This is a genomic window from Arsenophonus sp. PmNCSU2021_1 (genome assembly GCF_036919435.1).
Classification (GTDB): Bacteria; Pseudomonadota; Gammaproteobacteria; order Enterobacterales; family Enterobacteriaceae; genus Arsenophonus; species Arsenophonus nilaparvatae.
Window position 1 is genome coordinate 71882 of the sequence record NZ_JAZHPL010000009.1, and the last position, 22968, is coordinate 94849.

A 22968-nucleotide genomic window follows, 5' to 3' on the forward strand; every position below is an offset into this window, starting at 1 on the left:
TTCAGGGACAGCCGCGGGTGTTTTCACCGGACAGCCAGACGGCAAAGACCGATATTCCCCAGGTGGCCAGCCGTGCGCCAGAACATCCGGCGTCCGGTATCACCCCTAACCGTGCCGCACGCTGTTTGCGGGCGGCAGAGCACGGTGACATGACCGCTCTGGTGGATTTGGCCGCCGATCTGGAAGAAAAAGATACCCATCTGTTTTCTGAACTCAGCAAGCGCCGCCTGGCGCTGCACAGTGTGGAATGGCGTATTCAGCCGCCGGATAACCCCAACGCCCAGGAGAAAGCCCAGGCAGTGGCGCTGGAAGCGCGGCTCACCGATGCGCCCTGGTTTGACAATGCGCTGTTTGACGCCACCGACGCCCTTCTCAAAGGCTATGCGATGCAGGAAATTATCTGGGGTCCCCGGCGCGGCGGCGAATTTTTCCCGCGCGCTGTCCACTGGCGCGATCCGGCGTTGTTCTGCGTCAATCCCGACGACTACCGCGAGCTGCGGCTGCGCGATGGCAGCTATGCCGGACAGGTGTTACAGCCGTTTGGCTGGATTTGCCATGAGGCCAAGGCCAAAACCGGCTACCCCGGCACCCAGGGGCTGGTGCGCACGCTGATTTGGCCGTTTATCTTCAAGAATTACAGCGTGCGGGATTTCGCCGAGTTTCTGGAGATTTACGGACTGCCGTTGCGGGTGGGGAAATACCCCAGCGGCGCGAGTGCCGAGCAGAAAAGCGCCCTGATGCGGGCGGTGATGGATATTGGCCGCCGGGCCGGGGGGATTATTCCCGCCGGCATGAGCCTGGAGTTTGAGGCCGCCGCTAACGGTCAGTCTGACCCGTTTATGGCGATGATTGCCTGGGGAGAGCGCGCGATATCTAAAGCGATCCTCGGCGGGACACTGACCTCAGAGGCGGGCGATAAAGGCGCGCGCTCGCTGGGCGAGGTGCACAATGCGGTGCGCAAGGAGATCCGCAACGCCGATTTACGCCAGCTGTCACGGACCTTTAACCGTGATCTCATTTATCCGCTGCTGGCACTGAACAGCCCGGTCCCGCTTGACCCGCGGCGACTCCCCCGCCTGGTGTTTGATACGCTGGAATGTGAGGATATGGCCAGCTTTGCCGAGGCTATTCCCAAACTGGCGACCGGCATGGCGATACCGGTTTCCTGGATCTACGATAAGCTGCGCATTCCAGTGCCGGATGGCAATGAGGCGGTGTTTACCGTCTCGTCACCACCGGCAGTGGCGCAAACGGCGCTATCCGCGACCCTCACACCGGCAGCGCCGATAAGCGACGCGCTGGACGCGGTGCAGACAGCACTTGACGCCCCGGGATTGAACGCCAGTGCCGACCCGCTACTGGCACCGGTGATAGCCGCTATCCGTGAGCAGGGGCCAGAGGCGGCGCTGGAGCAGGCGGCGATTCTTTACCCCGAGATGGACGACCGCGCGCTGATTGAACTGCTGACCCGCGCCACCTTTGCACTGGAAGTCTGGGGGCGTCTCGATGCCACAACCGATTGATTTGGGCGTCGTCGCCCGCCTGCCGCCAAAAGAGGCCATCGCCTACTTCCGCGCCAAGGGGTATCACATCACCTGGAACTGGTTTGAGCAACAGGCGGACGTTCATGCCCGGATATTTACCGTCGCCAAGGCGGCGCGGCTGGACGTCCTGAGTGCGATCCGTGACGAGGTGGATAGAGCAAAATCACAGGGAATATCCCGGCAGGATTTTATCGACACGCTGACGCCCCGGCTGCAAACGCTCGGATGGTGGGGGAAACAGGTCATGGTGGACAGCCAGGGCAATGCCGACGCCGTGCAACTGGGGAGCGCCCGACGCCTGGCGACGATATATAACGTCAATACCCGCGTCGCCTATAATGCCGGGCGCTATGCACAGATGATGGCCACCGCAGACCTTTATCCCTACTGGCAGTATGTCGCCGTCGGGAATAGCCGCACCCGGCCCTCACATGCCGCCCTGCATGGCAAGGTTTTTCGTTACGATCACCCCTTCTGGCAAAGTCATTACCCGCCCAACGGGTTTAACTGCCGCTGCCGGGTACGCGCCTTGTCAAAACGCCGACTCGATGCGTTGGGCCTGCACGTTACGGAAGAGGCCGGTCAGCTACACACGCATGAGGCAGCGGCGGGTGTCGATAAGCGTAGTGGGGAAATCGTCACCAGCCCCGTGACCACCTTTGATGATGGCAAGGTAAAAATGACGCCGGATGTGGGTTGGTCCTATCACCCCGGCGCGGCGGCGTTCGGTGTTGACCAGACCATGATCCGCAAACTCCTTGAGGTCAAAGACGCGGCGCTGCGTGAAGCCGTGGTGCAGGATCTGAACAACAGCCCGGTGCGTCAGTTGAGTTTTTCGCTGTGGGCCACGCGCATTATGCAAAGCCGGCGTGCCGGCAACGGCATTCACACGCTGGGCTTTTTGCCGGAAGCCATTGCCCGTGCGGTACAGGCACGCACGGGGCAAGCACCGGCCCGTCTGCTGGCAATGAGCGAAAAAAACCTGTTGCATGCCGACAGTGACAAGCACCCTAAAACCGGGGTGGCATTGTTGCCCGAGGATGTGGCCGCACTTCCTGGCTTGTTGGCAAAGCCTCAAGCTGTACTCTGGGATAAGGCTCACCAAAACCTGCTTTTTCTTGTGCCAGGAAAAGCGGGGCTGGCACGTATTGTGGTTAATGCGTCTTATGGCGTTAAGAAACACCCGGATACCCTGGATGTGGTGATCAATGCTTATCGCATTCTCAACCTCAATAAAGTGAAATCTGATTTGGCCGGTGGCAAGCTAGAACTGCTGGCAGGAACGTTAGACTAAACCGGTGGCAGGGATCGAACCTGCATACATGTTATGCCCCATTGCTGGGACTGACATCGACTTTACCATTAAGCGTACACCGGTCTATTGGCTGTATTTTAACCGACCCCCATACGGAGGGCAAGATGTCACAGACTGAATTAACCGCAGTGATTGATCGCCAGCGCCTGCAAACCCTGTTTGCTGAACTGCAACGCGTTGGCGAAGACGGCAAGGCGATCACCCGTATCGTTGCCGCCAGCCTCCTTTCGGCCACTGAGCAGGCGTTTGAACGCGAACGCGCGCCGGATACCGGGGCAGCTTGGGCACCCTTGAGCGATCCGTATCGCCGCTGGCGTGAGCGGCACGGCTATAGCCCGATCAAGGTGTTAACCCGTGAGGGCGATATGGCGCGCTCGGTGAGCATCGACTGGGGGGATAGCTGGGCGCGTATCGGGGCCAATGCGCCGCAGGCGGCCATCCATCAGTGGGGCGGCAAACCGGGGATGCGTCCGGGGCCGGCAGCCATCCCGGCCCGTCCGTTTATGGGACTGGATCCGACCGGCGAGCGGGATATCCTTGACGCCCTGGCGCAACGCCTGTCCAACGCCCTGCACCCATAAACGCCAGTGCGCCCCACCACGCGATGATGACGGAGAAGGTATACCTTGCATCAAAAAAATCTTTTGAACGCGCTACGGCGTTTTTGAAGGGGTTTTGAACGGGGTTATTCAGGCGATCGCCCGCCGTTGTCAGTGCCCATTGAAATCTGCCCCCCTGCCAACGTAAAACTGGCCCCCTCTTTGATTGTTAATGTAGCGTAATCCCACCGTCCGCACTCAGGCTGCCACACTGCCGGCATGACGACAAAACCCCCTGTTCCCAAGATAGCCTATGCGGTGCTCAACGCCGCGACGCTCTCGCCCTTTGATCATGACGGCTGGTGTCAGGTGATGCCCGCCGGCCATGTCCGGGCGCGTGACGGTCGCCCCGAGACGCCCGCCGAAGGCTGGCTGATTAACGAAGCCGCGTTTAACCGCATGGTGGCGCGGGTGGTGGCACTCAATCAGCCTGTCAAAATCGATTATAACCACCAGACGCTGTTTAAACAGGAAGCGGCCCCGGCAGCCGGCTTTGTTCCGGCTACCCCGGCACGTTTTCGCTGGGACGACAACACCGGGGTCTGGGTCAAGCCGGAGTGGAACCCGCCGGCGCTTGAGCGCCTAAAAAACAATGAATTTCCCTATTTTTCGCCGGTGATGGGCTATGACGCGCGCAGCGGCGAACCCCTGGAGCTAAGAATGTTAGCCATTACCGGCGATCCGGGTCTGACGGGCCTGCGCCCGGTGGCCGCTCTGAGCGCCGAAGATATCTACCAGGCGTTAACTGTTCCCCCTTCCTCCCCTAAGGAGCCTGCAATGAATCCATCGTTAACAGCGCTGCTGGCCGCGCTGGGCCTGACGGTGCCGGAGGGCGGCGAGCTGACCGATGAGGTCGCCACCGCCGCCCTGTCTGCCGTGACCACGCTAAAAAGCCAGGCGGACAAGGCTACCGCGCTGGAAACCACTATGGCGGCCCTGTCCGCTGACCTGAACGCCCTGAAAACCCAGGCACCGACGGCGGCCGTGGATTTACGCCGCTATGTCCCGGTCGAGACCTATAACGCGGTGCGTGAGCAGGTGGTGTCACTGTCCGCCGACCTGGGAAAAACCACCCTGGCGCAGACGCTGGACCAGGCCGAGCAGGACGGGCGGATATTGAAATCCGAGCGCCCCTACCTGGAAACACTCGGCGACCAGATGGGTGTGACGGCGCTGTCGGCGCAGCTAGCGACGCGCCAGCCGATAGCCGCCCTGACCCGGGTGCAGACCGAAACCCTGACGCTGCCGCCCGAAAACCGTGAAAAAACCGCCACCGTCGCCCTGTCGGCGGAAGAGTTACAGGCCGCGCGCGTGCTGGGGATGACCCCGGCGGCGTTCCAGAAAATCAAGACCGAGGACGCACTATAATGCCAACCCCCATTACCCCGTCGCAAATCACTGCCCTGATGACCGGCTTTCGCAAAGAGTTTCAGAACGGGCTGGCGATGGCCCCGTCTCACTATCAGCAGGTGGCGACCAGCGTGCCCTCGACGTCAAAATCCAATACCTACGGCTGGCTGGGGCAGTTTCCCGCGTTCCGTGAGTGGGTCGGTGCACGCAGTATCCAGCAGATGAAAGTCTATGGTTACACCATCAACAACAAGACCTATGAAGGTACGGTGGCCATTACCCGCGATGATTTCGAGGATGACAATCTGGGCGTGTATACCCCGCTGTTTCAGGAAATGGGGCGCGCTGCCGCCGCACAACCGGACGAACTGGTGTTTACCGCCTTGCGCGACGGCAATAAAACCGACTGCTACGACGGTAAACCTTTTTTTGATAGCGAGCATCCGGTCTATCCCAAGGTCGACGGCACCGGCACCGCCAAAAAGGTCGCCAACCAGTTGATTGAAAAAACCGGCACCGGGGCAACAGAAAAAGACTACGAGGGGGCGGTATGGTATCTGCTGGACTGCTCACGGGCGCTTAAACCGCTGATTTTCCAGAACCGCCGCCCGCCGGAGTTACTCGCCCTGACCAAGGTCGATGAGGGGCGCGCGTTTACCGATAACGAATTTGTCTTTGGTGCCTCCGCCCGGCGCAATGTGGGCTACGGCTTCTGGCAGATGGCTTACCGCATGCAGGCGTCACTGACGCTGGATAACCTCTGGAAAGGCTGGAGCGCCATGCGCGGCTTTAGTGCCGATGGCGGTCGCAAGCTGGGTATTCGCCCGACCCATCTGGTGGTGCCGGTGGAGCTGGAAAAAACCGCCACCCAGTTACTGGAGCGGGAATTACTGGCCGAGGGCAGCACCACGGTCTCTAACGAAATGAAAGGCAAGCTGACACTGTTGGTGGCGGATGCGCTCTAAACGCCCTTTAAACCGGGTTTTAACGGTCATTAACGGAGAGTCAGTGGATGTATGCCAGTGAGCAGGATTTACGCGCCCGCTATAGCGCCCCGTTGATAGAAAAACTGGTCGACGGGCGCGGCGATGAGGCGGCAGCCCGGCAGAAAGTGGACCAGGCGCTCAGCGATGCCAGCGCCCTGATGGACAGCTTTATCGCGGCCCGTTACGCGCTGCCGCTCTCGGTGGTGCCGTCGGTGCTGAAACAGCATGCCTGCACCCTGGCGTTTTACTACCTGAATGACGAGCGGGCCACTGAGCAAACCCGCCAGCGTTACCAGGATGCGCTGCGCTGGCTGGAGGCGGTGAAAAAGGGTGAACTGCCGCTCGGGGTGGATAACGATAACCAGGCTCCCGACAGTGCCGACCTGCCGCAGATGCAGGCCGAGGCGTCGGTGTTCGGGCGCAGGCAGAAGGGGTTTATCTGATGATTGTCTCCACCGAAAACGCCTTGCTGGCGCGACTACATGAGGTATTTGGCAACACGTTGCGTGATATCGCCACCCATCCCGGCGACTGGAGCGAGGCGGGGCTGCGTGATGTGCTACTTACACCGCCCTCGGTATATCTGGTGTGGCTGGGAGCGCAGGCGGGTCAAGTGAAAGGGGTGATTGACAGCCGTTTTGTTTTTTACGTGGTGGCCGAGGTTATCAATGGTGCCGAGGGAGACCGCCCCGGCCTCTACCAGATAGTGGCGCGGCTGATAGCGGGCTTGTCGGGTTTTCGTCCCGGTCATGCCGGACCGATGCGTTTTGAAGAAGGGCGCAACCTGTACACCGAGCAACAGGGGCAACATGGCGTGGTGCTGTATGGCACTTATTTCACCTGCGAGGAGCCGGTGCCGCCTTTGCTTCAGGATGACGGTGTGGATGCGTACCTGCGCCATTATCAAACCTTTACCCAGACGGACGGCAGCCCGCCGTTCGCCGCCCCTATCACCCTGCGCGGAGAGAACAACGACCATGAATGACACCGATAACGCTTTGATGCGCTTCCCTAACCCGCATGACTTACCGATGATTTTTGTGGTGCCGGCCCCGGAGCGTGCGGTGCGTGAACCGAATTCCCTGCGGATGTTACCGGATACGGGGGCCTGGGTGCCGCGCAATGCTTTCTGGCTAACACGCCTGCTGCGTTTCAAGGATGTGCTGGAAATCCCGCCCCCATCCAAACCGGCGGCCACCCGGCAAACGTCAGCCCCTGCCGCCTTGAGTAAACAGGAGTCGCCTTCATGACCATAAGCTTTAATGAAATCAGCGCCGGGGTTCGCCTACCGCTGACGCATATTGAGATTGATAATTCGCAGGCCGTCACCGGTACCCCGACCACGCTGACCCAGGTGCTGATGTTGGGTCAGGCCGCCATCAAGGACGGCAAGGTCGACGGCAGCGGCGCAGTAGACACGCCGGTCCGCATCACCCGCGCCGATCATGCCGCGACACTCTGGGGCCAGGGATCGATGCTGGCGGCGATGGTGAGGGAATTTTTAACCGATAACCCGGATGCGGTGTTAACCGTGATGGCGCAGGGTAACGGGGCGGGCAAGGCCGATGCCGGCAGCCTGACCTTATCGGGCACAGCACAACAGGCCGGGGTACTGAATGTCTATCTCGGCGGTGTGCGGGTGCGCGTGACGGTGGAGAAAGGCCAGCAGGGTAAGACGGTCGGTGATGCGTTGGCGACAGCGATTAATACCCTGCCGTCGCTGCCGGTGACCGCGGTGTCTGCCGCGCCGGGGGGTGAAAATGTCACTGCCGATCAAACGGTGGTGACCCTGACGGCACGGTTTATTTCCGACTATTCGGCGCAGGATATCCGCCTGAATTATTACGATGGCGAGATAACGCCGCCCGGGCTGGCAGTGACACTTGCCGCGCCCGCTGCACGGGCGACGAACCCTGATTTGGCCAACAGTATTGCCGCGCTGGGGGATACCCAGTATCACCATATTGTCATGCCCTGGCTCGATGCGGCTAATCTGAAATTATTGAGTGAAGCGCTGCGCGATCGCTGGGGACCGACCAAAATGTCTGACGGCATCGCCTGGGCGGCCCATACCGGCAGTCTGGGGGAAATCACCCAGTTCGGTAAGACGCGCAATGATTTTCTGCTGACCTGTAGCGGCATTCAGCGCGCCCCCGAGCCGGGCTATCTGTGGGCGGCCACCCTGTGCGCCATTGGCGCAAAACATTTAAGTCTTGATCCGGCGCGCCCGCTGCAAAGCCTGCGCCTGCCGCGACGGCTGGCGCCGGCATTGTCTGACCGGCTGCGCCCCAATGAGCGTAACCAGCTGCTGTATGACGGCATCGCTACCGTGACCGTGGGGGCCGACGATGGGGTGCAGATTGAGCGGCAGATAACCACCTATCGTACCAACGCCTATGGCGATCCGGATCCGTCTTACCTCGATGTGAATACCGTGGCGACGCTGTCTTATCTGCGCTATTCCACCGGGGTACGCATCACCCAGCGCTTTCCGCGCCATAAGCTGGCCGATGACGGTACGCCGGTGGCACCGGGGCAGGCGATGGTGACGCCGGCCATTATCCGCACCCAGTTACTGGCGCTGGCGATAGAGTGGCTGGAGGCGGGGCTGATTGAGAACTTCGAGCGCTTCCGCGACAGCCTGATTGTCGAGCGCAACAAAAACGACCGCAACCGGGTAGACGTACTGTGCAGGCCGGATGTGGTCAACCAGTTCCGCATTTTCGCAGAACAAATTCAGTTCATTTTGTAAGGGGGTACGATGGCATTTGGCAAACTGCAATACCAGGGCAAGGCCATTGTCCGGGTTAACGGGCAGGAATACCCGACCCTGACGGGGGCCACCTTTACCCCGTCCGGGGAAAAACGCGAGGAAGTGACCGGCGCACGCGTTTATGGCTACAAATCGACACCTCGCGCCGCCACGCTGGAATGCAAATTCCCGGCGCGGGGTGATCTGAGTGTGGACGTCATCAACGGCTGGCACGATGTCACGCTGGAGTTTGCCGCCGATTCCGGCGAAACGCACATGATGACCAACGCCTGGAGCAACGGGGAAGAATCCCTGACGGACGCGGGCGAAATTTCCGCCAAATTTACCGCCATTCGCAGCCAGCGTGTGGCGTAAGGAGCAAGCATGACCCACAGCATGGAAACCCTGGCGGCGGCCCACGAGGTTGAAGGGGTGTCGCCGGATATCGCCAGTGTCGCCGACGAACTGGCGCGCGGGCAACTGACCCTGGTTGACGGTCTGGTCACCGGCAGCGGTGATGATGAACAGCGCCATACGGACGTCACCCTGCGGCCATTAACCGGCAAGGACATTATTGATGCCGAATTGGCCGCCGAGCGGGTGGTGCAGACGGCTAACGGCTCAGAGTTAGTGCGTTCGCCAGCGATGGTGGAGTTTGAGCTGCTGCGCCGCCAGGTCGCCCGGCTGGGCAACCTCAACGGCCCATTGTCGCTGCTGCAACTGAAAAGCCTGTCGGCGCGGGATATTGAACGCCTTATCATCGCCCAGCGTCTGGGCGGCAGCGCGCTGGCCGGCCAGCTGGCGGCTGATGCGGGGCGACTGGATGCAGTGTCGGGAAAAAATTGAGGAAGCGGCGCTGATGCTCGCAACCGTTACCAAATCGGGCATGGACTGGGCGCTTTCCCTGCCGTTAATCCGGCTCTACCGGCACTGCCAGCAAGCCACCCATTTATTACAGCGTGAGTAACCGATGGCAGAAAAAAAAGTCAAAGCCGCCGTCATTGTTGACCTGCTGGGCACCCTGCCCCGGCAGGCGCGGCTGTTCGGTCAAAGTCTGGTCGGCATGGGGCGGCAAGGCGGCGCATCCCTGCACGGTCTCGGTCTGCGGGCGAATAGCCTGGGAAGTCAGCTTGACCGGCTGGGCCATCAGGGCCAGCGCACCTTTAGCGGTCTGCGCCTGGGGCTGGCGTCGGTGTCATCCGGTTTTGACCATCTGGAGACGCGCGCCAAGGCGGCCTATGGCGGCGTAGCACGCCTTTACGGGCTGCTGGCCGGGGGCGCGGCACTGGTTGGCCTGAAAAAAGCCTTTATCGACCCGGCGGCGGCAATGGAAAACATGACGCTGCGTCTGAACTCCCTGAACCATCATGATAAAGCCCAGACCGACGCTGACCTGAAATGGGCGCTACAGAATGCCAAGGACTCTACCTGGGGATTGCAAGGGGTGGTGCAGGAATACACCGCCAGTCGCGGGTTTGGCATAAGCCGTGAAGAAGCGCGCCACTTTATTACCATGCTGGAAGACCAGGGTGCGCGACACGGCTGGACGCTGCCGGAAGCCCAGGGAGCCTCTCTTCAGCTCAAACAGATGTATTCGCGCAAAAGCATTCAGGCGCAGGATGCAAGCCTGCTGACCGGCTATGGCATTGACGTCTATAGCGTGCTGGCAGAAAAGCTCGGCAAAAGCCGTAACGAACTGACCCAGCAAGGCGAAAAAGGGTTACTCGGGGCAAAATCGGTTGCGCTGTTGTTCCAGGCGCTGCGCGAGCAGGCCAAAGGGGCGCAGAAAGACGCCATGAACTCGTGGACGGGACTCACTTCCCAGCTGGGTCATGTCTGGCAGCAGTTCGCCGTCAAGGTAATGAATCAAGGGCCGTTTAAACGGCTTAAAACCGAGTTAAAAGACTTTCTGGATGTTGCCGGCGAGGCGCAGGAAAGCGGTTTGCAGGACCAATGGGCCAACCGGCTGGCCAGTCGTTTTAATGGCGTATTCGACAGCGCCCGCCGTGGGGTCACGCTGTTTAAAAATGGCCTGAACCGGGTCAATGCTGAATTGATAGCGCTACGCCAAGCCGGTTACGGCGACACCCTCGACACTATCGGCAAATATGCCGCTAACACCGCCAAAGCCATGCTGGCGATTTACGTCGCCTCGAAACTGGCCCGTGTCGGCATGGCGATAGCCCGTCCCGCCTGGGGGCTGTCGAGTGCGCCGGTACGCTATCCGTGGCGGGCTTATCGGTGGTGGTGTGGGCGCGGCAAAAATGCCCCGGCGGGTTTGCCTGGTCCCGCACCGTTTGCGATGGGCGGCGGACTGGGCGCGCCGGTGAGCGTGTTGGTCACCAACTGGCCGGCGGGCGGCGTCGGGGGTGGCAGTGAGACTTATGTCGATGGTAGCGGACGCACCCGCCGTAAAGGCTCGCGCCTGCGTCCGGGCCGTCCAGCGCTCTCGGTGCCGCGCTCCCGTTTGGGGCGGGCGGCCTCCGCCGTCTCAGGCTTCTTTGGCGGCCTGGTCAATCGCACTGGCGCACGGTTAAGCCGACTACCGGGCGTAAGCACGGTCGGGCGCTGGCTGTCCGGTGTGGGCGGCGGGTTGCGCGATATGGGGCAGCGCGCGCGTGGCCTGCTGGGTGGGGCCACGGCGCGGCTATCCGGTTTCACCGGCTGGCTGGGACGGTCTACGGGGGCACTCGGGCGCGGCGCAATGCGCCTGGGCGGCCCGGCGCTGACGGCGTTGTCGCTGGCCCCGACGCTGCTGGACAAGAATGCCAGCGCCGAGGATAAAGGTGGCGCACTGGGGTCGGCAACCGGGGCAACGGTGGGCGGCCTCGTCGGGGCCATCGGTGGCCCGATTGGGGCAGTGGCCGGCTCGATGCTGGGTAGCGTGCTCGGCGAAAAACTCGGCGGCTGGCTGGGCGATATCTACGCCCGGTGGGACAAGCAGGACGAGCAACAGGCGATGCCGCCACCCGTGAAAGCCCAGGCCGACATGCGTATCGCCCTGGCCCCGGGCCTGGTGCTGCAAAACAGCGCCGTCACCGACAGCAACGCCTTTGGCTTACAGCTCGATGTGTATAACGGCGATAATTATCATATTTATTGAGGTGCGCAGATGAAAAGTACCGGTCAGGGCCGCTTTCGCGGCGTGCCTTTCTGGGTTTACAAAGAGCAGCGCAGTCGCGGCGGTCGCCGGGTGGTGCGGCGGGAATATCCGCTGCGCGAACACGGCGGGGCAGACGATTTAGGAAAAAAACTGCCTGAGCACACCTTCACCCTGTCACTGACCGGCGATGATGTGCAGGCGCAGCGGGTACGGCTGACGCAGGCGCTCAATGCGCCGGGACCGGGCGAGCTGTTGCACCCGGACTGGGGTACGCTGTCGGTGCTGGTTGAACATTTTGAAAGCCGCTACAGCGTCGATAACCAGCGTCTGGTGGAGTTTACCGTCACGGTGGTGCCGGTGACCGATGAGACCGCCCCTACGGTGGCGCAAGATACCGCTGGGGTGGTCAATCACTTAGGGGATGGCACGCTGGCCGCACTCTTTTCCACCCTGGCTGACGGCTGGCAGACCTCGTTGCATGACGCGCAGGCATTAATGGATACCGTTAGCGAGCAGGCCAACACGCTGGAAAGCGCCCTCACGGGTCTGGGGCTGCTGGCCGATATGCAGAGCTTTATCGCCTCGTTTACCGCCCTGCGCGGCAATATCCAGGGCATTATCACCACCCCCGACCGCCTGGCGCTGGCCTTCAAGGGCATTTTTCAGGGCATACAGCGCCTGCCGGCTTACCCCCAACCTGAGCAGATAAAAAACCGGGCACGCGCGCCAGTCTCCCCGCAGCCCGGCGCTCTCCAGCACCAGATAGTCCAGCTGGCCGACCGGCTGGACAGCGCTTTGGTCCGTCAGGATCGCCTGCGCGATAGGCAGGGGCTGCAACCTGCCACTCGCGCCACGGTGCAACTGCTGCACAATACGCTGCGCCTGGCGGTGGCGGTGGTGCAGGTACAGATGTTGTCGTCCCTGCTTACCGCCAGTCTGGCGGCGGTCGGCCCAAACGCACCGGCGCAGGTGTTGCCACACACGGTCTCGCCCGCCCCGCTGCCGCTCAGTGACAGCGCCAGCGTCTGGCTGGAAAGTACGCCGGATGTGGTGCGCGTCAGCCAGCAGGTCGCGCGCCGACTGGATGCGTGTGCCCTGACCAGCTCGGCGCTGGGCTATCAGAGCCTGGCCTTGCAGGTGCGGGCGTTAAGCCGCGCCTTTGTGGCGGATTTATCCCATCGCGGCGTGGCGTTACCCGGCCTGATCCAGGCCGCAGTGACAATCACCGAGCCGGCGCTGGTGACCCTGTACCGCATCACCGGCGATGCGCGTGACACGGCGCGCTTTATTCGTCGCAACCGGCTGCGTCATCCGCTGTTTGTGCCGGGTGGCGAGCGCGTGGAGGTGCTCGGTGGCTGAGGTGGCGTTGCGCATCGACAACCGGATTTTTACCCACTGGCTCTCGGTCAGCATTACCCGGGGGCTGGCGCGTCTGGCCGGGGATTTTACCCTCGGGATCATGATGCCCGGCCAGGCGTTGCCCGACAGCCTGCGCGCCGGCGGGGCGCTGGCGCTGACCCTTGACGGGCAACCGGTCATCACCGGCTACCTGGACAGCGTATCGCACAAGATGGGGGCCGACGCGGCACAGGTCACGATAAAGGGCCGGGATAAAACCGGCGATCTGGTGGATTGTTCGGCGATCTATCCGGGCGGTCAATGGCGTCACCGCACCCTGCAACAGATTGCGCAAGACCTGTGCAGCCCTTTTGGCATTGCGGTGCGCTGGGCGGTGTCTGACCCCGAGGCCGCCAAACCCTTTACCTCCTTTACCCTTGAACTGTCTGAAAGCGTGGCGGATGTGCTGAGCCGGGCGGCGCGTCACCGGGGCGTTTTGGTGACCAGTGATGCCGACGGCGATCTGGTGTTTACCCAGGCGGCGAACACCGCCACTGACACCCTGCGTCTGGGGGAAAATCTGTTGTCCGCCGAGTACACCGAAGACTGGCGCGATCGCCACAGTCAATATCTGGTTAAAGGCCACGGCGGCGGCGGTGGGCACGCGGGCGACGCCAACACCAACGCGCTACGCGCTGCCCCCAAGGGAGAAAGCGACGATCCCGCGATTGCTCGTTACCGCCCCAAAGTGATTCTGGCTGACAGCAAACTGACCCCCGCCACCGCACGGGCGCGCGCGCTGCGGGAAAGTCGCCGGGCACTGGCCCAGTCAGAGCGCTTTACCGCCGTGGTCAAAGGGTGGCGGCGCGAAAGCGGCGAACTGTGGCAGACCAACCGGCTGACTCGCGTCATTGCGCCGCGTCTGTCGATGGTCAGTCGTGACCTTTTAATTAGCCAGGTGCGGTTTGATCTCGATGCAGACCAAGGGGAGCGTACAACGCTAATTCTTGCCCCACGCGAGGCGTTTATCGTGCCGGCGGAGGCGGAGCGTCAGGCCAACGGGGCTGACGGTGGCGTCGATGGCCTGGTGCGGGCCTGGCTTAACCAGGGGAATAAACTCGATGAGTAATATCGCACTGCAACGCCTGCTTGCCCCGGTGATGCGCGGGATCCGCCTGTTGTTCGGGCGGGGCGTCCTGACCGGGGTGAATGACGGTCTGAAAGCGCAAAACGTCCAGTTGACGGCGCTGGACGGCGAAACCTTCGATGAGGTCGAGCGCCCGCAACAATACGGGCATATCAGCGTGCCGTTGCCGGGGGCTGAGGTGGTGTTTGCCTGCCTGGGCGGCAGTCGTGATCAGGCGACAGTCCTGGTGATAGAAGACCGCCGTTATCGACCGACCGGGCTGCCCGCCGGGGATAGCGGCCTGTATCACTATGAAGGGCATCGCTTGCGTCTGACCCGGGACGGGCGCTGCATCATCACCTGTAAAACACTGGAAGTGGTCGCCGAGCAGGAGGCGGTGTTTAACACCCCGACCGCGCGTTTTACCGATGATGTGGTGATTGAGAAAAACCTGACGGTGAAACAGAACATGACGATTGCCGGGAACGCGGAGTCCCAAGGTCCCTTTGCCGCGCCGGAAGCCGTTATCGGTGGCGTCAAACACAGCACCCACCGCCATCAGGAAAATGGCCAGGGCAGTCTGACCGGGGGGCCGCAATGAGCGACGCGGCGCTGCGCTGGATGAATGGCGAGGGGATGCTGTTACAGGCGGGCGCAGATTTACTCGCCGACGACAGTCTGACGACCACGGTGCTGCTGTGTCTGTTTACCGACCGGCGCGCTGAGATCTCCGACCGTTTGCCGGATGGTGGCCATGACCGGCGCGGATGGTGGGCGGACAGTTATCGCGACCGCCCGGTGGGTTCTCGGCTGTGGCTGCTGTCACGGGAAAAGGCGCTGCCTGCGGTATTGGCGCGGGCAGAAGCCTACGCCCATGAGGCGCTGCGTGGCCTGCTGGACGCCGGGATGATCAGCCAGTTGCATTGCCAGGCGAGTGCCCCGCTGCCGGGCTGGCTGCGGCTGACCGTGCGCCTGACGCTCAAGGACGGCAGTGCGCGCCCGTTTACCTTTAAAGCCCGTTTGGAGGGGATGTAAATGCCGTATCAGATACCCACGCTCGGCGAGCTTATCAGCCAGACGCAGCAGGATGTGGCGCAACGCCTGCCGGGCGCGCTGCCGGCCGAGGACAGTCTGTTGGGGGCCATGGCGATGGCGCAGGCCGGGCTGTCGGCGCTGGAGCATGAGCACCTGGGCTGGATAGCCCGGCAGATTATTCCGAGCGATGCCGACGAGAGCGAGCTGCTCAAACATTGCGCCTTTTGGGGCGTGGTGCGCAAGCAGGCCGCCCGGGCCAGCGGCCCGGTCAGGCTGTCGCTGTATGATGCCGCCAGTGTGCCGGTTGGCGCGCGTTTGCAACGGGCCGACGGCGCGCTTTACCGCCTGACAGACGCCGCCCAAGGTAAGGCGGGAACCTTAACGGTTAACGTCGAGGCCGACCAGCCGGGGCTGGCAGGTGACTGCGGTGCGGGACAGACACTCGGTTTTGTCACCCCGGTTGCCGGGGTGGCCCCGCAGGCGCTGACCGATGCGCCCGGGATCCGGGGCGGCGCTGACCGCGAGCGCGTGGAGGAATTGCTGTCGCGCCTGCTGTATCGGGTGCAGTTTCCCCCAGGCGGCGGCACACGCTGGGATTACGAGCGCTGGGCGCGCGAGGTGCCGGGCGTCACCCGCAGCTGGTGTCTGCCCACCTGGAACGGGGCGGGCACGGTGGGCGTGACCTTCGTGATGGACCATCACCCGGATATCTTCCCCGGCCCGGCCGATATTGCGCGGGTGACCGACTATCTCGCGCGCCACCGGGACCCGGCCACCGGCGAGTGGGTCGGCCAACCGGAGGGGCCGACGGTGACGGTGTTTGCGCCGGGGGCAAAAAAGGTCGATATCACGCTGCGTATCGCCCCCAATACCCCGGATAACCAGGCCCGTATCCGCGAGGCGCTCAGGCAACTGTTTTACACCGCGGCCAAACCGGGCGAAACCCTGTTGCCCTCGGCATTCTGGCGCGTGCTGTCCGGGATAGGCGGACTGGATGATTACGCCCTGAAAACCCCGCTGACGCCGGTCAGTAGCGGAAAAACCGAGCTACTGGTGATGGGGGATATCACATGGCTTTAAAAGCACACCAACGCGCACTGCTGCAATTGCTGCCTAATGGCCTGGCCTGGGACAAAGCGCCGGATACGCTGCTGGCGTCGCTGGCCGACGGCCTGGCCCGCAGCACAGCACGCGTCACCGAACGCGCCGAGCAATTGTTGGCCGAGCGTTTTCCGCTGACCGCCACACGGTTGCTGGCTGACTGGGAGCGTTTTTTAGGGCTACCGGACTGTGATATCGGCGACGATGCCGGTATCGATGAGCGCCAGCGCTATGCGGCCAACAAGCTGCGGATGAAACCGAGCCTCAACCGGCAGTTTTACATTGACCTGGCGCGGTCTTATGGCTTTACGGTGAGCCTGAGCACCTTGCCGGATAATCAGTGGGTCACGATGGTGACGATTGAGACCCACGTGGACTATCGCCCGATGCATGTGCTTGACCCGATCACCACGCCGCTGCGTATTTATTACGCCGGGATACTCGAATGCCTGTTAAACCGCTATAAGCCGGCGCATCAGGACTTTCGCTATGTGTATGCTGACAAAAAGGAGAAAGGCTAATGTATTTTTTAGATAACAACAGCGGCATAGCCACCATGCCGCCGCTGAAAGAAACCCAGAGCACTACGCCGTTATGGTTTACCGAGGGTGACGGCCACAAGGGCATCAGCTGGCCGGGGGAGGACTGGTTCAATATCCAGCAAGCCGAACAACTGGCCTTGCTGGAAGCTGCGGGCATCCGCCCGGATAAGGGCAAGCTAAACCAGCTGACGTTGGCTATCCGGGCGATTATCGGTCAGGAGGCGTTACTGAAAACCCAGGCATTGGCGGAAATTGCCGCAGCGGGCAAAGGGGCACAGAAAAAGGCCCGTACGCATCTGGGCCTGGGCAAGCTGGCGACCCAGGACGGCATTCAGGAGGCGACGCTTCACCGCAAAGGGATAGTGCAGTTAAACAGTTCCCCTCGCAGCGCGGACGAAACTACCGCCGCGACGCCTAAAGCGGTCAATGACCGGGTGAATGCGGTTGTTGACAAAGCGCCGTCTGATTTAGATACGCTGAACAAGCTGGCGAAAGCGATCAGCAATAACCCCAAATTTGCTGAAAACGTCATGCAAATTTTGAGTCAAAAACTGGCAAAAAATGAGAATGGGGCCGACATCCCGGACAAAAATCAATTTATAAAAAACCTTGGTTTAACGGAAACGGTAGATTGTGCAAAAAATGCACTGGATAAACGAACGGGTGGTAGCGTCAATGGCAACCTCCATGTGACCCAATCTGTGCATATCGGCGATAACGATTCAGGATTACGGGCTAATGGCGATGGCAACGTGGCATTTTATGCTAATAATGCAAAAGTAGCTTCCTGGAATAATGATCGATTGCATTGGTTAAAGAGTGTAGAAATTGATGGAACCATCAATACTCATAGCAATTTGCATATCTCATGGGGCGGCAGAACCGCGGTTTATCAAGAAAATGGTGATGTAACTGGCCCTATTTGGGGCGGGGCGTTAAGCAGCTGGCTTAATATGCAGATTAACAATCGAGGAGCAAAAAATACAGCTCACCTCGCTACGAATGGATGGTGGAAATGTGGTGACAGCGGCCTTATCAGACAATGGGGCATCACACCACCACTCAATGCCGGACAGATTTATACGGTATCTTTACCTTGTCCCGTCCCTCATGCCATTTTCTCGGCAAACGCGACGGTAAAATACAAAGGTATTGCTCCCGAGGGCAATTTAGGTACTTATGTCGAAATAGTCGGAAAATCGTTAATTATCAGTGCAGATTATACCAGAACAGGGATTAAAGCGCCGAGAACATGGGAGCTGGTTTGCTACTAACTCAACATTATCAGGCCGCCCTGACAATGTAGTTAAACGCGACATTTCGCGGGCGGGTTTCGCTACCGCCTGCATTAGACGTTGTTTTGTCAATGAATAGAAAAGAATCATTATCTCCATCCGTAGCACGTGAACCTGTATCTGCATTATACCCTACAGGCATTTTTTCTTTATTGTTTGCGTGGCCTAGTGGACCATCATCTTCAACATAATACCTGTCCCGATAACCATGAGCGTGGCTCTCGAGTGATGCAGTTTCAGACGATAAAACCTTACGCCTAGGATTCACGCCTCGCCCAGCATCCCAGCCACGAATAAACTCACCACGTAAATCAGGGAGTTTTCCTGATGGATAGGCGAGTGCTAAAAGCGGGTATTTTTTCTTATCGAATGGCTCACCGTTGCAGATAAACCAACCGGTCGGCGCTCTTTCAGCAGGCCAAGGCAGGGGAATACCTACCGGGATTTCGACACGCAATACTTCGGGTGTAACAGCATGAACATCTGTGGCAGTTAGCTGCACATCCTGAGTGAGAGTTTTGCCGTTAATTTTACGCTGATTGGGTGTGGCATTTTTAGCCAGATTTACCGTTTCCGTTAAACCAAGGTTTTTTGTAAAAAAGGATTTCGCCTGTTTCCTGCCAAAATAAGCCTAAATCATGGCTTGATGAGGAAAATGCATGGCAAAAAACACTGTATTTACCGTTCAAATTTTAGCCAAAATGCCGATTTAGGGCTAAAATCGAGGTTTTGATTAAATTTTAATCCATTTTGGGGTGCTTTATGTACAGCAAAATCTCACTACTGAACTCTTGTCGGATAACATAAAACATCAGCGATATAGACGATCAATAAAGTGTTATCGATCGTCAAAACAGATCAATTACAGTGGCTTAACTACATTCACAATACTTAACGTGTAACATGATATTTTTTAATTAAATAGGGATATCAGAAGATGTTACAAGAGATACGTTGCTGTGGTTGTCACCGGTTGCTGGCAAAAGCAAACGCGATTTACATCCAGATCAAGTGTCCGCGTTGTAAGGCATTTAATGAAATGAGGATGAGCAGTCCCTCACCCAGCGTCTCCGAACGCCAAACGGAGACCAGTAATGAAGCACATCAATACGTCCCGTATCCTCACGCCGCCCAAACCGATTTTCGATAACGAGCAGATTGTCGGATACGGCTCACACGAGCTGAGGGTAGAAACCATTGCCTGCTGGCTGGCCCGCGTTATTGTAACAAGTCGGCATTATAGCCGGCGATTCGTTAATAATTCCTGGCTACATCTTGGGGTATTCTCAGGTCGGGCACTGGTTGGCGTGATGCAGTGGGGGTACGCCCTGAATCCTAACAGCGGTGCAAAAGTGGTCTCCGGCACGGGGAATCTTGAGTATATGGAGCTTAACCGCTTGTGGCTGCATGATGACATGCCTAAAAATTCAGAGTCACGAGCGATCAGCTATGCACTGAAAACTATCAGGTTACTTTATCCTCAGGTGCAATGGGTACAATCCTTTGCAGATGAGCGCTGTGGCCGTTGTGGCGTAGTGTATCAGGCCAGTAATTTTGAATATATCGGCAGCCATTACTCGCGATTCTATGAGCTTGATGGTGAGTGGTATCACGAAATAGCTCGCACCGCGATCACGCGAGGCGGCAAGCGAGGAGAATACCTGAGGGCCAATATAGCGCGTGCAACCGTTCATCGCTTCCAGCAGTTCCGATATATCCGCTTTTTGAACAAACGCGCGAAGAAGCGCCTCAATACAAAATTATTTAAAGTGCAACCTTATCCTAAGCCGGAAACGTTAAAACCAAGTTCATGATGTTTTTAGCACGAGTTTCGCACAGGCCTATAAAATTCTAGAAATGGCTTAAAAGTAATGATTAATCTGCAAGTTACTGAAATGCATAAATTTACTTAATTTACAATAAGTTATATTTAATTTATAAGGTTTTATCTATTTACATATTATGCTGAATTAAACTTAAAAATAGAGCGTTTTTTTATTGGTGCGAAACTCGTGTTTAGGAGAAGTAAAATATTTACCTCGATACCGCAGTTAGTATCAAATAACTTTCCTTTGTGTGTTTTTTGAGCGTATCAAATATTTTGCCTTTCGGTATCAAATGATTTGCCGCGCTATATGTCATGAGATAAAGGCGATGGGCTTACTTCTGATAACGCTAAACCAGAGTATCTTAAACTGCTTACTTGTAAGAATGTTTTATAGATATCTTTAATACATGGATAACCCGACAAAATATGAACACCCTGATTTTTTCTTGTTTTTAAATTTATACTTCTTTTTTGGAGATTGCGAAACTCGTGGTTAAATTTGATTAATGCTCAAGGTGGTGTAATGGCACTCGTTTCAGATAATTATGGACTTGATGCTACATTAGCAACCGGGGTTGGTATTACTTTGCGTAATAGTGTTGCTCAACCTGGTATTACTGGTATCGGGCCCAGTGGAGAAAATGTTGGCTGGTATCCTGTGCTTAGAGATGCTAAAAATCTGGGTCCTTCAGTTTCTGGTTATACACATTACTTACACTGATACACCGCGGTACTACAGCAATTACCAGGTCAAGTTATTAAACCAGGAAAAATACATGCTACCGCGTATGTATTGGTAAAAGTATAATGAAGCGACTAACAGTTGTTGTAGCATGCTTATCACTATTCTGGCTGATACCAGGTAAAGCTGGGATCATGGCCAATATGACCCGAATTATTTACCATCAGGGTGATAAAGAACGTTCTGTTTTGTTAGCCAATACTAATAAATACTCGGTTATTGTGCAGAGTTGGGTGGATCATGGTGAAGCAGATCCACAAGCAGAAACACCTTTTGTGTTGCTTGCTTCAATTTTTCATCTGCCAGCGCAAAAAATCCAGGCTATCAGAATTGTTTATAATGGTGATCATCTGCCGGATGATAGAGAGTCAGTTTTTTGGTTAAATTTGTATGAAATACCGCCTAATTTACATCATCAAGCGTTAAATTAGAATAATGCTAAAGTTAGCCTGGCAATGAATACACAATTAAAATTGTTTTATCGCCCGAAAAAATTGGCTGATTTTCCCGCCAAGCTGGCAGATAAAATAACCTGAGTTCGGGATAAGAAATAAAGAGAAAGTCTTGATATTCAAATAGTTGAATGAGCCTGTTTTGTTAAAATACTCTAACAGTCTGGTTAAAGAGTAGAGCATTGTTAAACAATTATGGAAAATCTTACTGAACTTTATTGCCTGATGGATGATTTTTGCAAAGACTTCGAGCCAAAAATGCATGAATATTTGCTGACTAACGGTACTAAGCGTCGTAGACGGTCTACTCAGCTTTCGTTGGCGGAAATGATGACACTGGTTGTGTTGTTTCATCAACTCCGATTCAGGCAATTCAAGGTATTTTATCTCTATTATGTCCGCTTATATCTCCGGAAGGAATTTCCTAACTTGCCATCCTATTCACGCTGTGTAGAGTTACTTCCGCGTAGTGCCTTAGCGTTAACGGCACTGTTTGAGTCAATTAAGGGAAAATGCACGGGGCTATCGGTTGCCGATTCTACTCCGATAGCGGTGTGTGATAACTTACGGATCCGCAGACATAAAGTCTTCAATGGGATAGCTGAACGGGGAAAAAATTCAACAGGTTGGTTCTTTGGTTTCAAGCTTCATGTAATTATCAATCATTTGGGGGAAATACTCAGTTTTCGACTCACACCAGGAAACACCGATGATCGGAAACCATTGCCTGAGCTGACAAAGGATCTTTCTGGTTGTTTGTACGCAGATAAAGGGTATTTATCGGCTTCACTGAAACAGCAACTCAAAACGATGGGAATTAGCCTTATAACGAATATCAAGAAGAAAATGAAGCCTATTAAACAGACTTGTTTCGACAAAGCCATCTTGCGTCATCGTTCTGTCATTGAAACGGTATTTGATGAGTTAAAAAATCTTTGTCAAATAGAGCATACGCGACATCGCTCTCCGGCTAACTTTGTAGTGAATTTATTAGGCGGACTGGTTGCATATTGTTTAATGCCATCTAAACCAAAGATACCTGTTGCAGGTACGTATCTTCAAGTATAATTGATAATGCTTATCCCGAACTCAGGTTAAAATAACTTTTACCCTGCAACAAAAAGATCAAGAATGGGTCTTGATCTCCAAAAATTCATCACCTTTTCATATTTCCTTTTCTCAAATCGTTTTTGACAGTCAGCATCAGCGTTATCCGATTAAACAACAGCACGAGTTTCGCACGGGCATATAAAATTCTAGAAATGGCTTCAGAACAATAATTAATCTGTAACTTGCTAAGACGTATAAATTTACTTAAATTACAATAAGTTATTTTTAATTTATGAGATTTTTTCTATTTATATATTATGCTGAATTAAACTTAAAAATAGAGCGTTTTTTTATTGGTCACGAGTTTCGCACAAAACTAATTTGGGTACGCTAATAAAACACGGATTTGCTCAGTAATAGCACTTTTGATTACGTCCCAATTTTGTTGATAAAGGGTTATTTTTTCAGATATACGACGTTTATGTTGTTCAAACCACGCAGAAATAGCGAGAAAAATATGATTTCTTTGCGCTCGGCTCGTGCGAGCCTGACAGCGTTCAATACCACAGTTTTGTTTAACTTCTCGATGATAAACTTCAACAGACCAACGGGCATCCATGATAAATTTGACGTATTGACGGGTGGGATTCTCTTTGTTTGTTACTATGTAATCAATACGGCCGTTTTTGGCTGTAAATTTGAAAACGGTTACCCAACCATATCCTCGCAAGTGTATTGACGTTCCTTCTTCTGAGATGTCTAACTTGTTCAGTTGTTTGTTATGGTTAACAATCCTATTTTTCCTCAGCG

At 56.7% G+C, this 22968-nt stretch carries 29 protein-coding genes and 2 pseudogenes; 25 read left to right on the forward strand and 6 right to left on the reverse strand.

What is annotated here, in order from left to right; genetic code table 11:
* Position 1: 1 nt before the first annotated feature.
* On the reverse strand, positions 2 to 151 hold the full coding sequence (locus tag V3224_RS30210) for a hypothetical protein (RefSeq protein WP_442889630.1): 150 nt from the start codon (positions 149 to 151) through the stop codon (positions 2 to 4).
* Between V3224_RS30210 and V3224_RS19920 the strand changes: the two genes are divergently transcribed.
* Both V3224_RS19920 and V3224_RS19925 read left to right on the forward strand, forming a co-directional pair.
* Positions 150 to 1523, forward strand: coding sequence for a DUF935 domain-containing protein (locus tag V3224_RS19920; RefSeq protein WP_442889632.1), 1374 nt, complete (start codon positions 150 to 152; stop codon positions 1521 to 1523). The two genes, V3224_RS30210 and V3224_RS19920, sit on opposite strands and share 2 nt — an antisense overlap.
* The gene (locus V3224_RS19925) at positions 1507 to 2838 is read left to right on the forward strand and encodes a phage minor head protein (protein WP_334472375.1); all 1332 of its coding nucleotides are present in this window, start codon (positions 1507 to 1509) and stop codon (positions 2836 to 2838) included. The genes V3224_RS19920 and V3224_RS19925 overlap by 17 nt, the downstream gene beginning before the upstream one ends.
* Here the strand turns inward: V3224_RS19925 and V3224_RS19930 are convergent.
* A pseudogene (locus V3224_RS19930) lies at positions 2838 to 2922 on the reverse strand. The gene V3224_RS19925 and the pseudogene V3224_RS19930 overlap by 1 nt on opposite strands.
* Positions 2923 to 2963: 41 nt before the next feature.
* Between V3224_RS19930 and V3224_RS19935 the strand changes: the two are divergent.
* On the forward strand, positions 2964 to 3440 hold the full coding sequence (locus tag V3224_RS19935; protein WP_334467908.1) for a phage virion morphogenesis protein: 477 nt from the start codon (positions 2964 to 2966) through the stop codon (positions 3438 to 3440).
* 104 nt (positions 3441 to 3544) lie between these two features.
* Here V3224_RS19935 and V3224_RS19940 read toward each other — a convergent pair whose 3' ends face one another.
* Positions 3545 to 3679: a hypothetical protein gene (locus V3224_RS19940; protein ID WP_334467910.1), complete on the reverse strand. Its 135-nt coding sequence runs from the start codon at positions 3677 to 3679 to the stop codon at positions 3545 to 3547.
* Here V3224_RS19940 and V3224_RS19945 point away from each other — a divergent pair.
* The 17 genes from V3224_RS19945 to V3224_RS20025 are packed head-to-tail and all read left to right on the forward strand — an operon-like array spanning position 3678 to position 18065.
* Positions 3678 to 4826, forward strand: a complete 1149-nt coding sequence (locus V3224_RS19945; protein WP_334467911.1) for a phage protease — start codon at positions 3678 to 3680, stop codon at positions 4824 to 4826. The genes V3224_RS19940 and V3224_RS19945 overlap by 2 nt on opposite strands.
* Positions 4826 to 5773: a Mu-like prophage major head subunit gpT family protein gene (locus V3224_RS19950; RefSeq protein WP_334467912.1), complete on the forward strand. Its 948-nt coding sequence runs from the start codon at positions 4826 to 4828 to the stop codon at positions 5771 to 5773. The genes V3224_RS19945 and V3224_RS19950 overlap by 1 nt, the downstream gene beginning before the upstream one ends.
* Before the next feature lie 47 nt (positions 5774 to 5820).
* A complete protein-coding gene (locus V3224_RS19955) occupies positions 5821 to 6237 on the forward strand; it encodes a gp436 family protein (protein WP_334467914.1) in 417 nt (138 codons plus the stop codon).
* On the forward strand, positions 6237 to 6779 hold the full coding sequence (locus V3224_RS19960; RefSeq protein WP_334467915.1) for a phage protein Gp37: 543 nt from the start codon (positions 6237 to 6239) through the stop codon (positions 6777 to 6779). The genes V3224_RS19955 and V3224_RS19960 overlap by 1 nt, the downstream gene beginning before the upstream one ends.
* A gap of 46 nt (positions 6780 to 6825) precedes the next feature.
* Entirely contained in the window at positions 6826 to 7044 is a 219-nt protein-coding gene (locus V3224_RS19965) for a DUF2635 domain-containing protein (protein WP_334468087.1), read from the forward strand.
* On the forward strand, positions 7041 to 8546 hold the full coding sequence (locus tag V3224_RS19970) for a phage tail sheath subtilisin-like domain-containing protein (protein ID WP_334467917.1): 1506 nt from the start codon (positions 7041 to 7043) through the stop codon (positions 8544 to 8546). Before V3224_RS19965 ends, V3224_RS19970 begins: the two co-directional genes overlap by 4 nt.
* A 9-nt stretch (positions 8547 to 8555) precedes the next feature.
* A complete protein-coding gene (locus tag V3224_RS19975) occupies positions 8556 to 8921 on the forward strand; it encodes a phage tail tube protein (protein WP_334467919.1) in 366 nt (121 codons plus the stop codon).
* A 9-nt stretch (positions 8922 to 8930) separates the two neighbouring features.
* Positions 8931 to 9392 (forward strand): hypothetical protein, encoded by a 462-nt coding sequence (locus V3224_RS19980; protein WP_334467921.1) that lies wholly within the window; start codon positions 8931 to 8933, stop codon positions 9390 to 9392.
* Complete coding sequence (locus V3224_RS19985) at positions 9370 to 9513, forward strand: hypothetical protein (RefSeq protein WP_334467923.1); 144 nt, start codon at positions 9370 to 9372, stop codon at positions 9511 to 9513. The genes V3224_RS19980 and V3224_RS19985 overlap by 23 nt, the downstream gene beginning before the upstream one ends.
* 3 nt (positions 9514 to 9516) lie before the next feature.
* Positions 9517 to 11649, forward strand: coding sequence for a tape measure protein (locus V3224_RS19990; protein WP_334467925.1), 2133 nt, complete (start codon positions 9517 to 9519; stop codon positions 11647 to 11649).
* A gap of 9 nt (positions 11650 to 11658) precedes the next feature.
* On the forward strand, positions 11659 to 13008 hold the full coding sequence (locus tag V3224_RS19995) for a DNA circularization protein (RefSeq protein WP_334467927.1): 1350 nt from the start codon (positions 11659 to 11661) through the stop codon (positions 13006 to 13008).
* On the forward strand, positions 13001 to 14116 hold the full coding sequence (locus V3224_RS20000) for a phage baseplate assembly protein (protein ID WP_334467928.1): 1116 nt from the start codon (positions 13001 to 13003) through the stop codon (positions 14114 to 14116). The genes V3224_RS19995 and V3224_RS20000 overlap by 8 nt, the downstream gene beginning before the upstream one ends.
* A complete protein-coding gene (locus V3224_RS20005; protein ID WP_334467929.1) occupies positions 14109 to 14714 on the forward strand; it encodes a phage baseplate assembly protein V in 606 nt (201 codons plus the stop codon). The genes V3224_RS20000 and V3224_RS20005 overlap by 8 nt, the downstream gene beginning before the upstream one ends.
* Positions 14711 to 15148: a phage GP46 family protein gene (locus V3224_RS20010; protein ID WP_334467930.1), complete on the forward strand. Its 438-nt coding sequence runs from the start codon at positions 14711 to 14713 to the stop codon at positions 15146 to 15148. The genes V3224_RS20005 and V3224_RS20010 overlap by 4 nt, the downstream gene beginning before the upstream one ends.
* On the forward strand, positions 15149 to 16228 hold the full coding sequence (locus tag V3224_RS20015; protein WP_334467932.1) for a baseplate J/gp47 family protein: 1080 nt from the start codon (positions 15149 to 15151) through the stop codon (positions 16226 to 16228).
* On the forward strand, positions 16219 to 16770 hold the full coding sequence (locus V3224_RS20020; RefSeq protein ID WP_334467934.1) for a YmfQ family protein: 552 nt from the start codon (positions 16219 to 16221) through the stop codon (positions 16768 to 16770). The genes V3224_RS20015 and V3224_RS20020 overlap by 10 nt, the downstream gene beginning before the upstream one ends.
* Positions 16770 to 18065 (forward strand): phage tail protein, encoded by a 1296-nt coding sequence (locus V3224_RS20025; RefSeq protein WP_334472376.1) that lies wholly within the window; start codon positions 16770 to 16772, stop codon positions 18063 to 18065. Before V3224_RS20020 ends, V3224_RS20025 begins: the two co-directional genes overlap by 1 nt.
* 10 nt (positions 18066 to 18075) lie before the next feature.
* On the opposite strand, the gene V3224_RS20030 is transcribed toward V3224_RS20025, so the two are convergent.
* Positions 18076 to 18588, reverse strand: a complete 513-nt coding sequence (locus V3224_RS20030) for a phage tail protein (protein WP_334470300.1) — start codon at positions 18586 to 18588, stop codon at positions 18076 to 18078.
* A gap of 435 nt (positions 18589 to 19023) precedes the next feature.
* Between V3224_RS20030 and V3224_RS30215 the strand changes: the two genes are divergently transcribed.
* Positions 19024 to 19236 carry a Com family DNA-binding transcriptional regulator gene (locus tag V3224_RS30215; RefSeq protein ID WP_442890541.1) on the forward strand — a complete coding sequence of 71 codons (213 nt, stop codon included), beginning with the start codon at positions 19024 to 19026 and terminating at the stop codon, positions 19234 to 19236.
* Positions 19181 to 19900, forward strand: coding sequence for a Mom family adenine methylcarbamoylation protein (locus V3224_RS20035; RefSeq protein WP_334471694.1), 720 nt, complete (start codon positions 19181 to 19183; stop codon positions 19898 to 19900). The genes V3224_RS30215 and V3224_RS20035 overlap by 56 nt, the downstream gene beginning before the upstream one ends.
* A gap of 323 nt (positions 19901 to 20223) precedes the next feature.
* Here V3224_RS20035 and V3224_RS30220 read toward each other — a convergent pair.
* A pseudogene (locus V3224_RS30220) lies at positions 20224 to 20337 on the reverse strand (IS701 family transposase); the annotation flags it as partial.
* A gap of 55 nt (positions 20338 to 20392) precedes the next feature.
* On the opposite strand from V3224_RS30220, the gene V3224_RS20040 reads away from it, so the two are divergent.
* The 3 genes from V3224_RS20040 (at position 20393) to V3224_RS20050 (ending at position 22176) form a co-directional block, all read left to right on the forward strand.
* Positions 20393 to 20635: a hypothetical protein gene (locus V3224_RS20040; protein WP_334471695.1), complete on the forward strand. Its 243-nt coding sequence runs from the start codon at positions 20393 to 20395 to the stop codon at positions 20633 to 20635.
* An 86-nt stretch (positions 20636 to 20721) separates the two neighbouring features.
* Positions 20722 to 21087, forward strand: coding sequence for a fimbrial biogenesis chaperone (locus V3224_RS20045; RefSeq protein WP_334471696.1), 366 nt, complete (start codon positions 20722 to 20724; stop codon positions 21085 to 21087).
* A 216-nt stretch (positions 21088 to 21303) separates the two neighbouring features.
* A complete protein-coding gene (locus V3224_RS20050; protein WP_334467716.1) occupies positions 21304 to 22176 on the forward strand; it encodes an IS982 family transposase in 873 nt (290 codons plus the stop codon).
* Between the two features lie 358 nt (positions 22177 to 22534).
* Here the strand turns inward: V3224_RS20050 and V3224_RS20055 are convergent.
* The coding region (locus tag V3224_RS20055) for a transposase (protein ID WP_334472377.1) at positions 22535 to 22968 on the reverse strand (434 nt) is incomplete at its 5' end.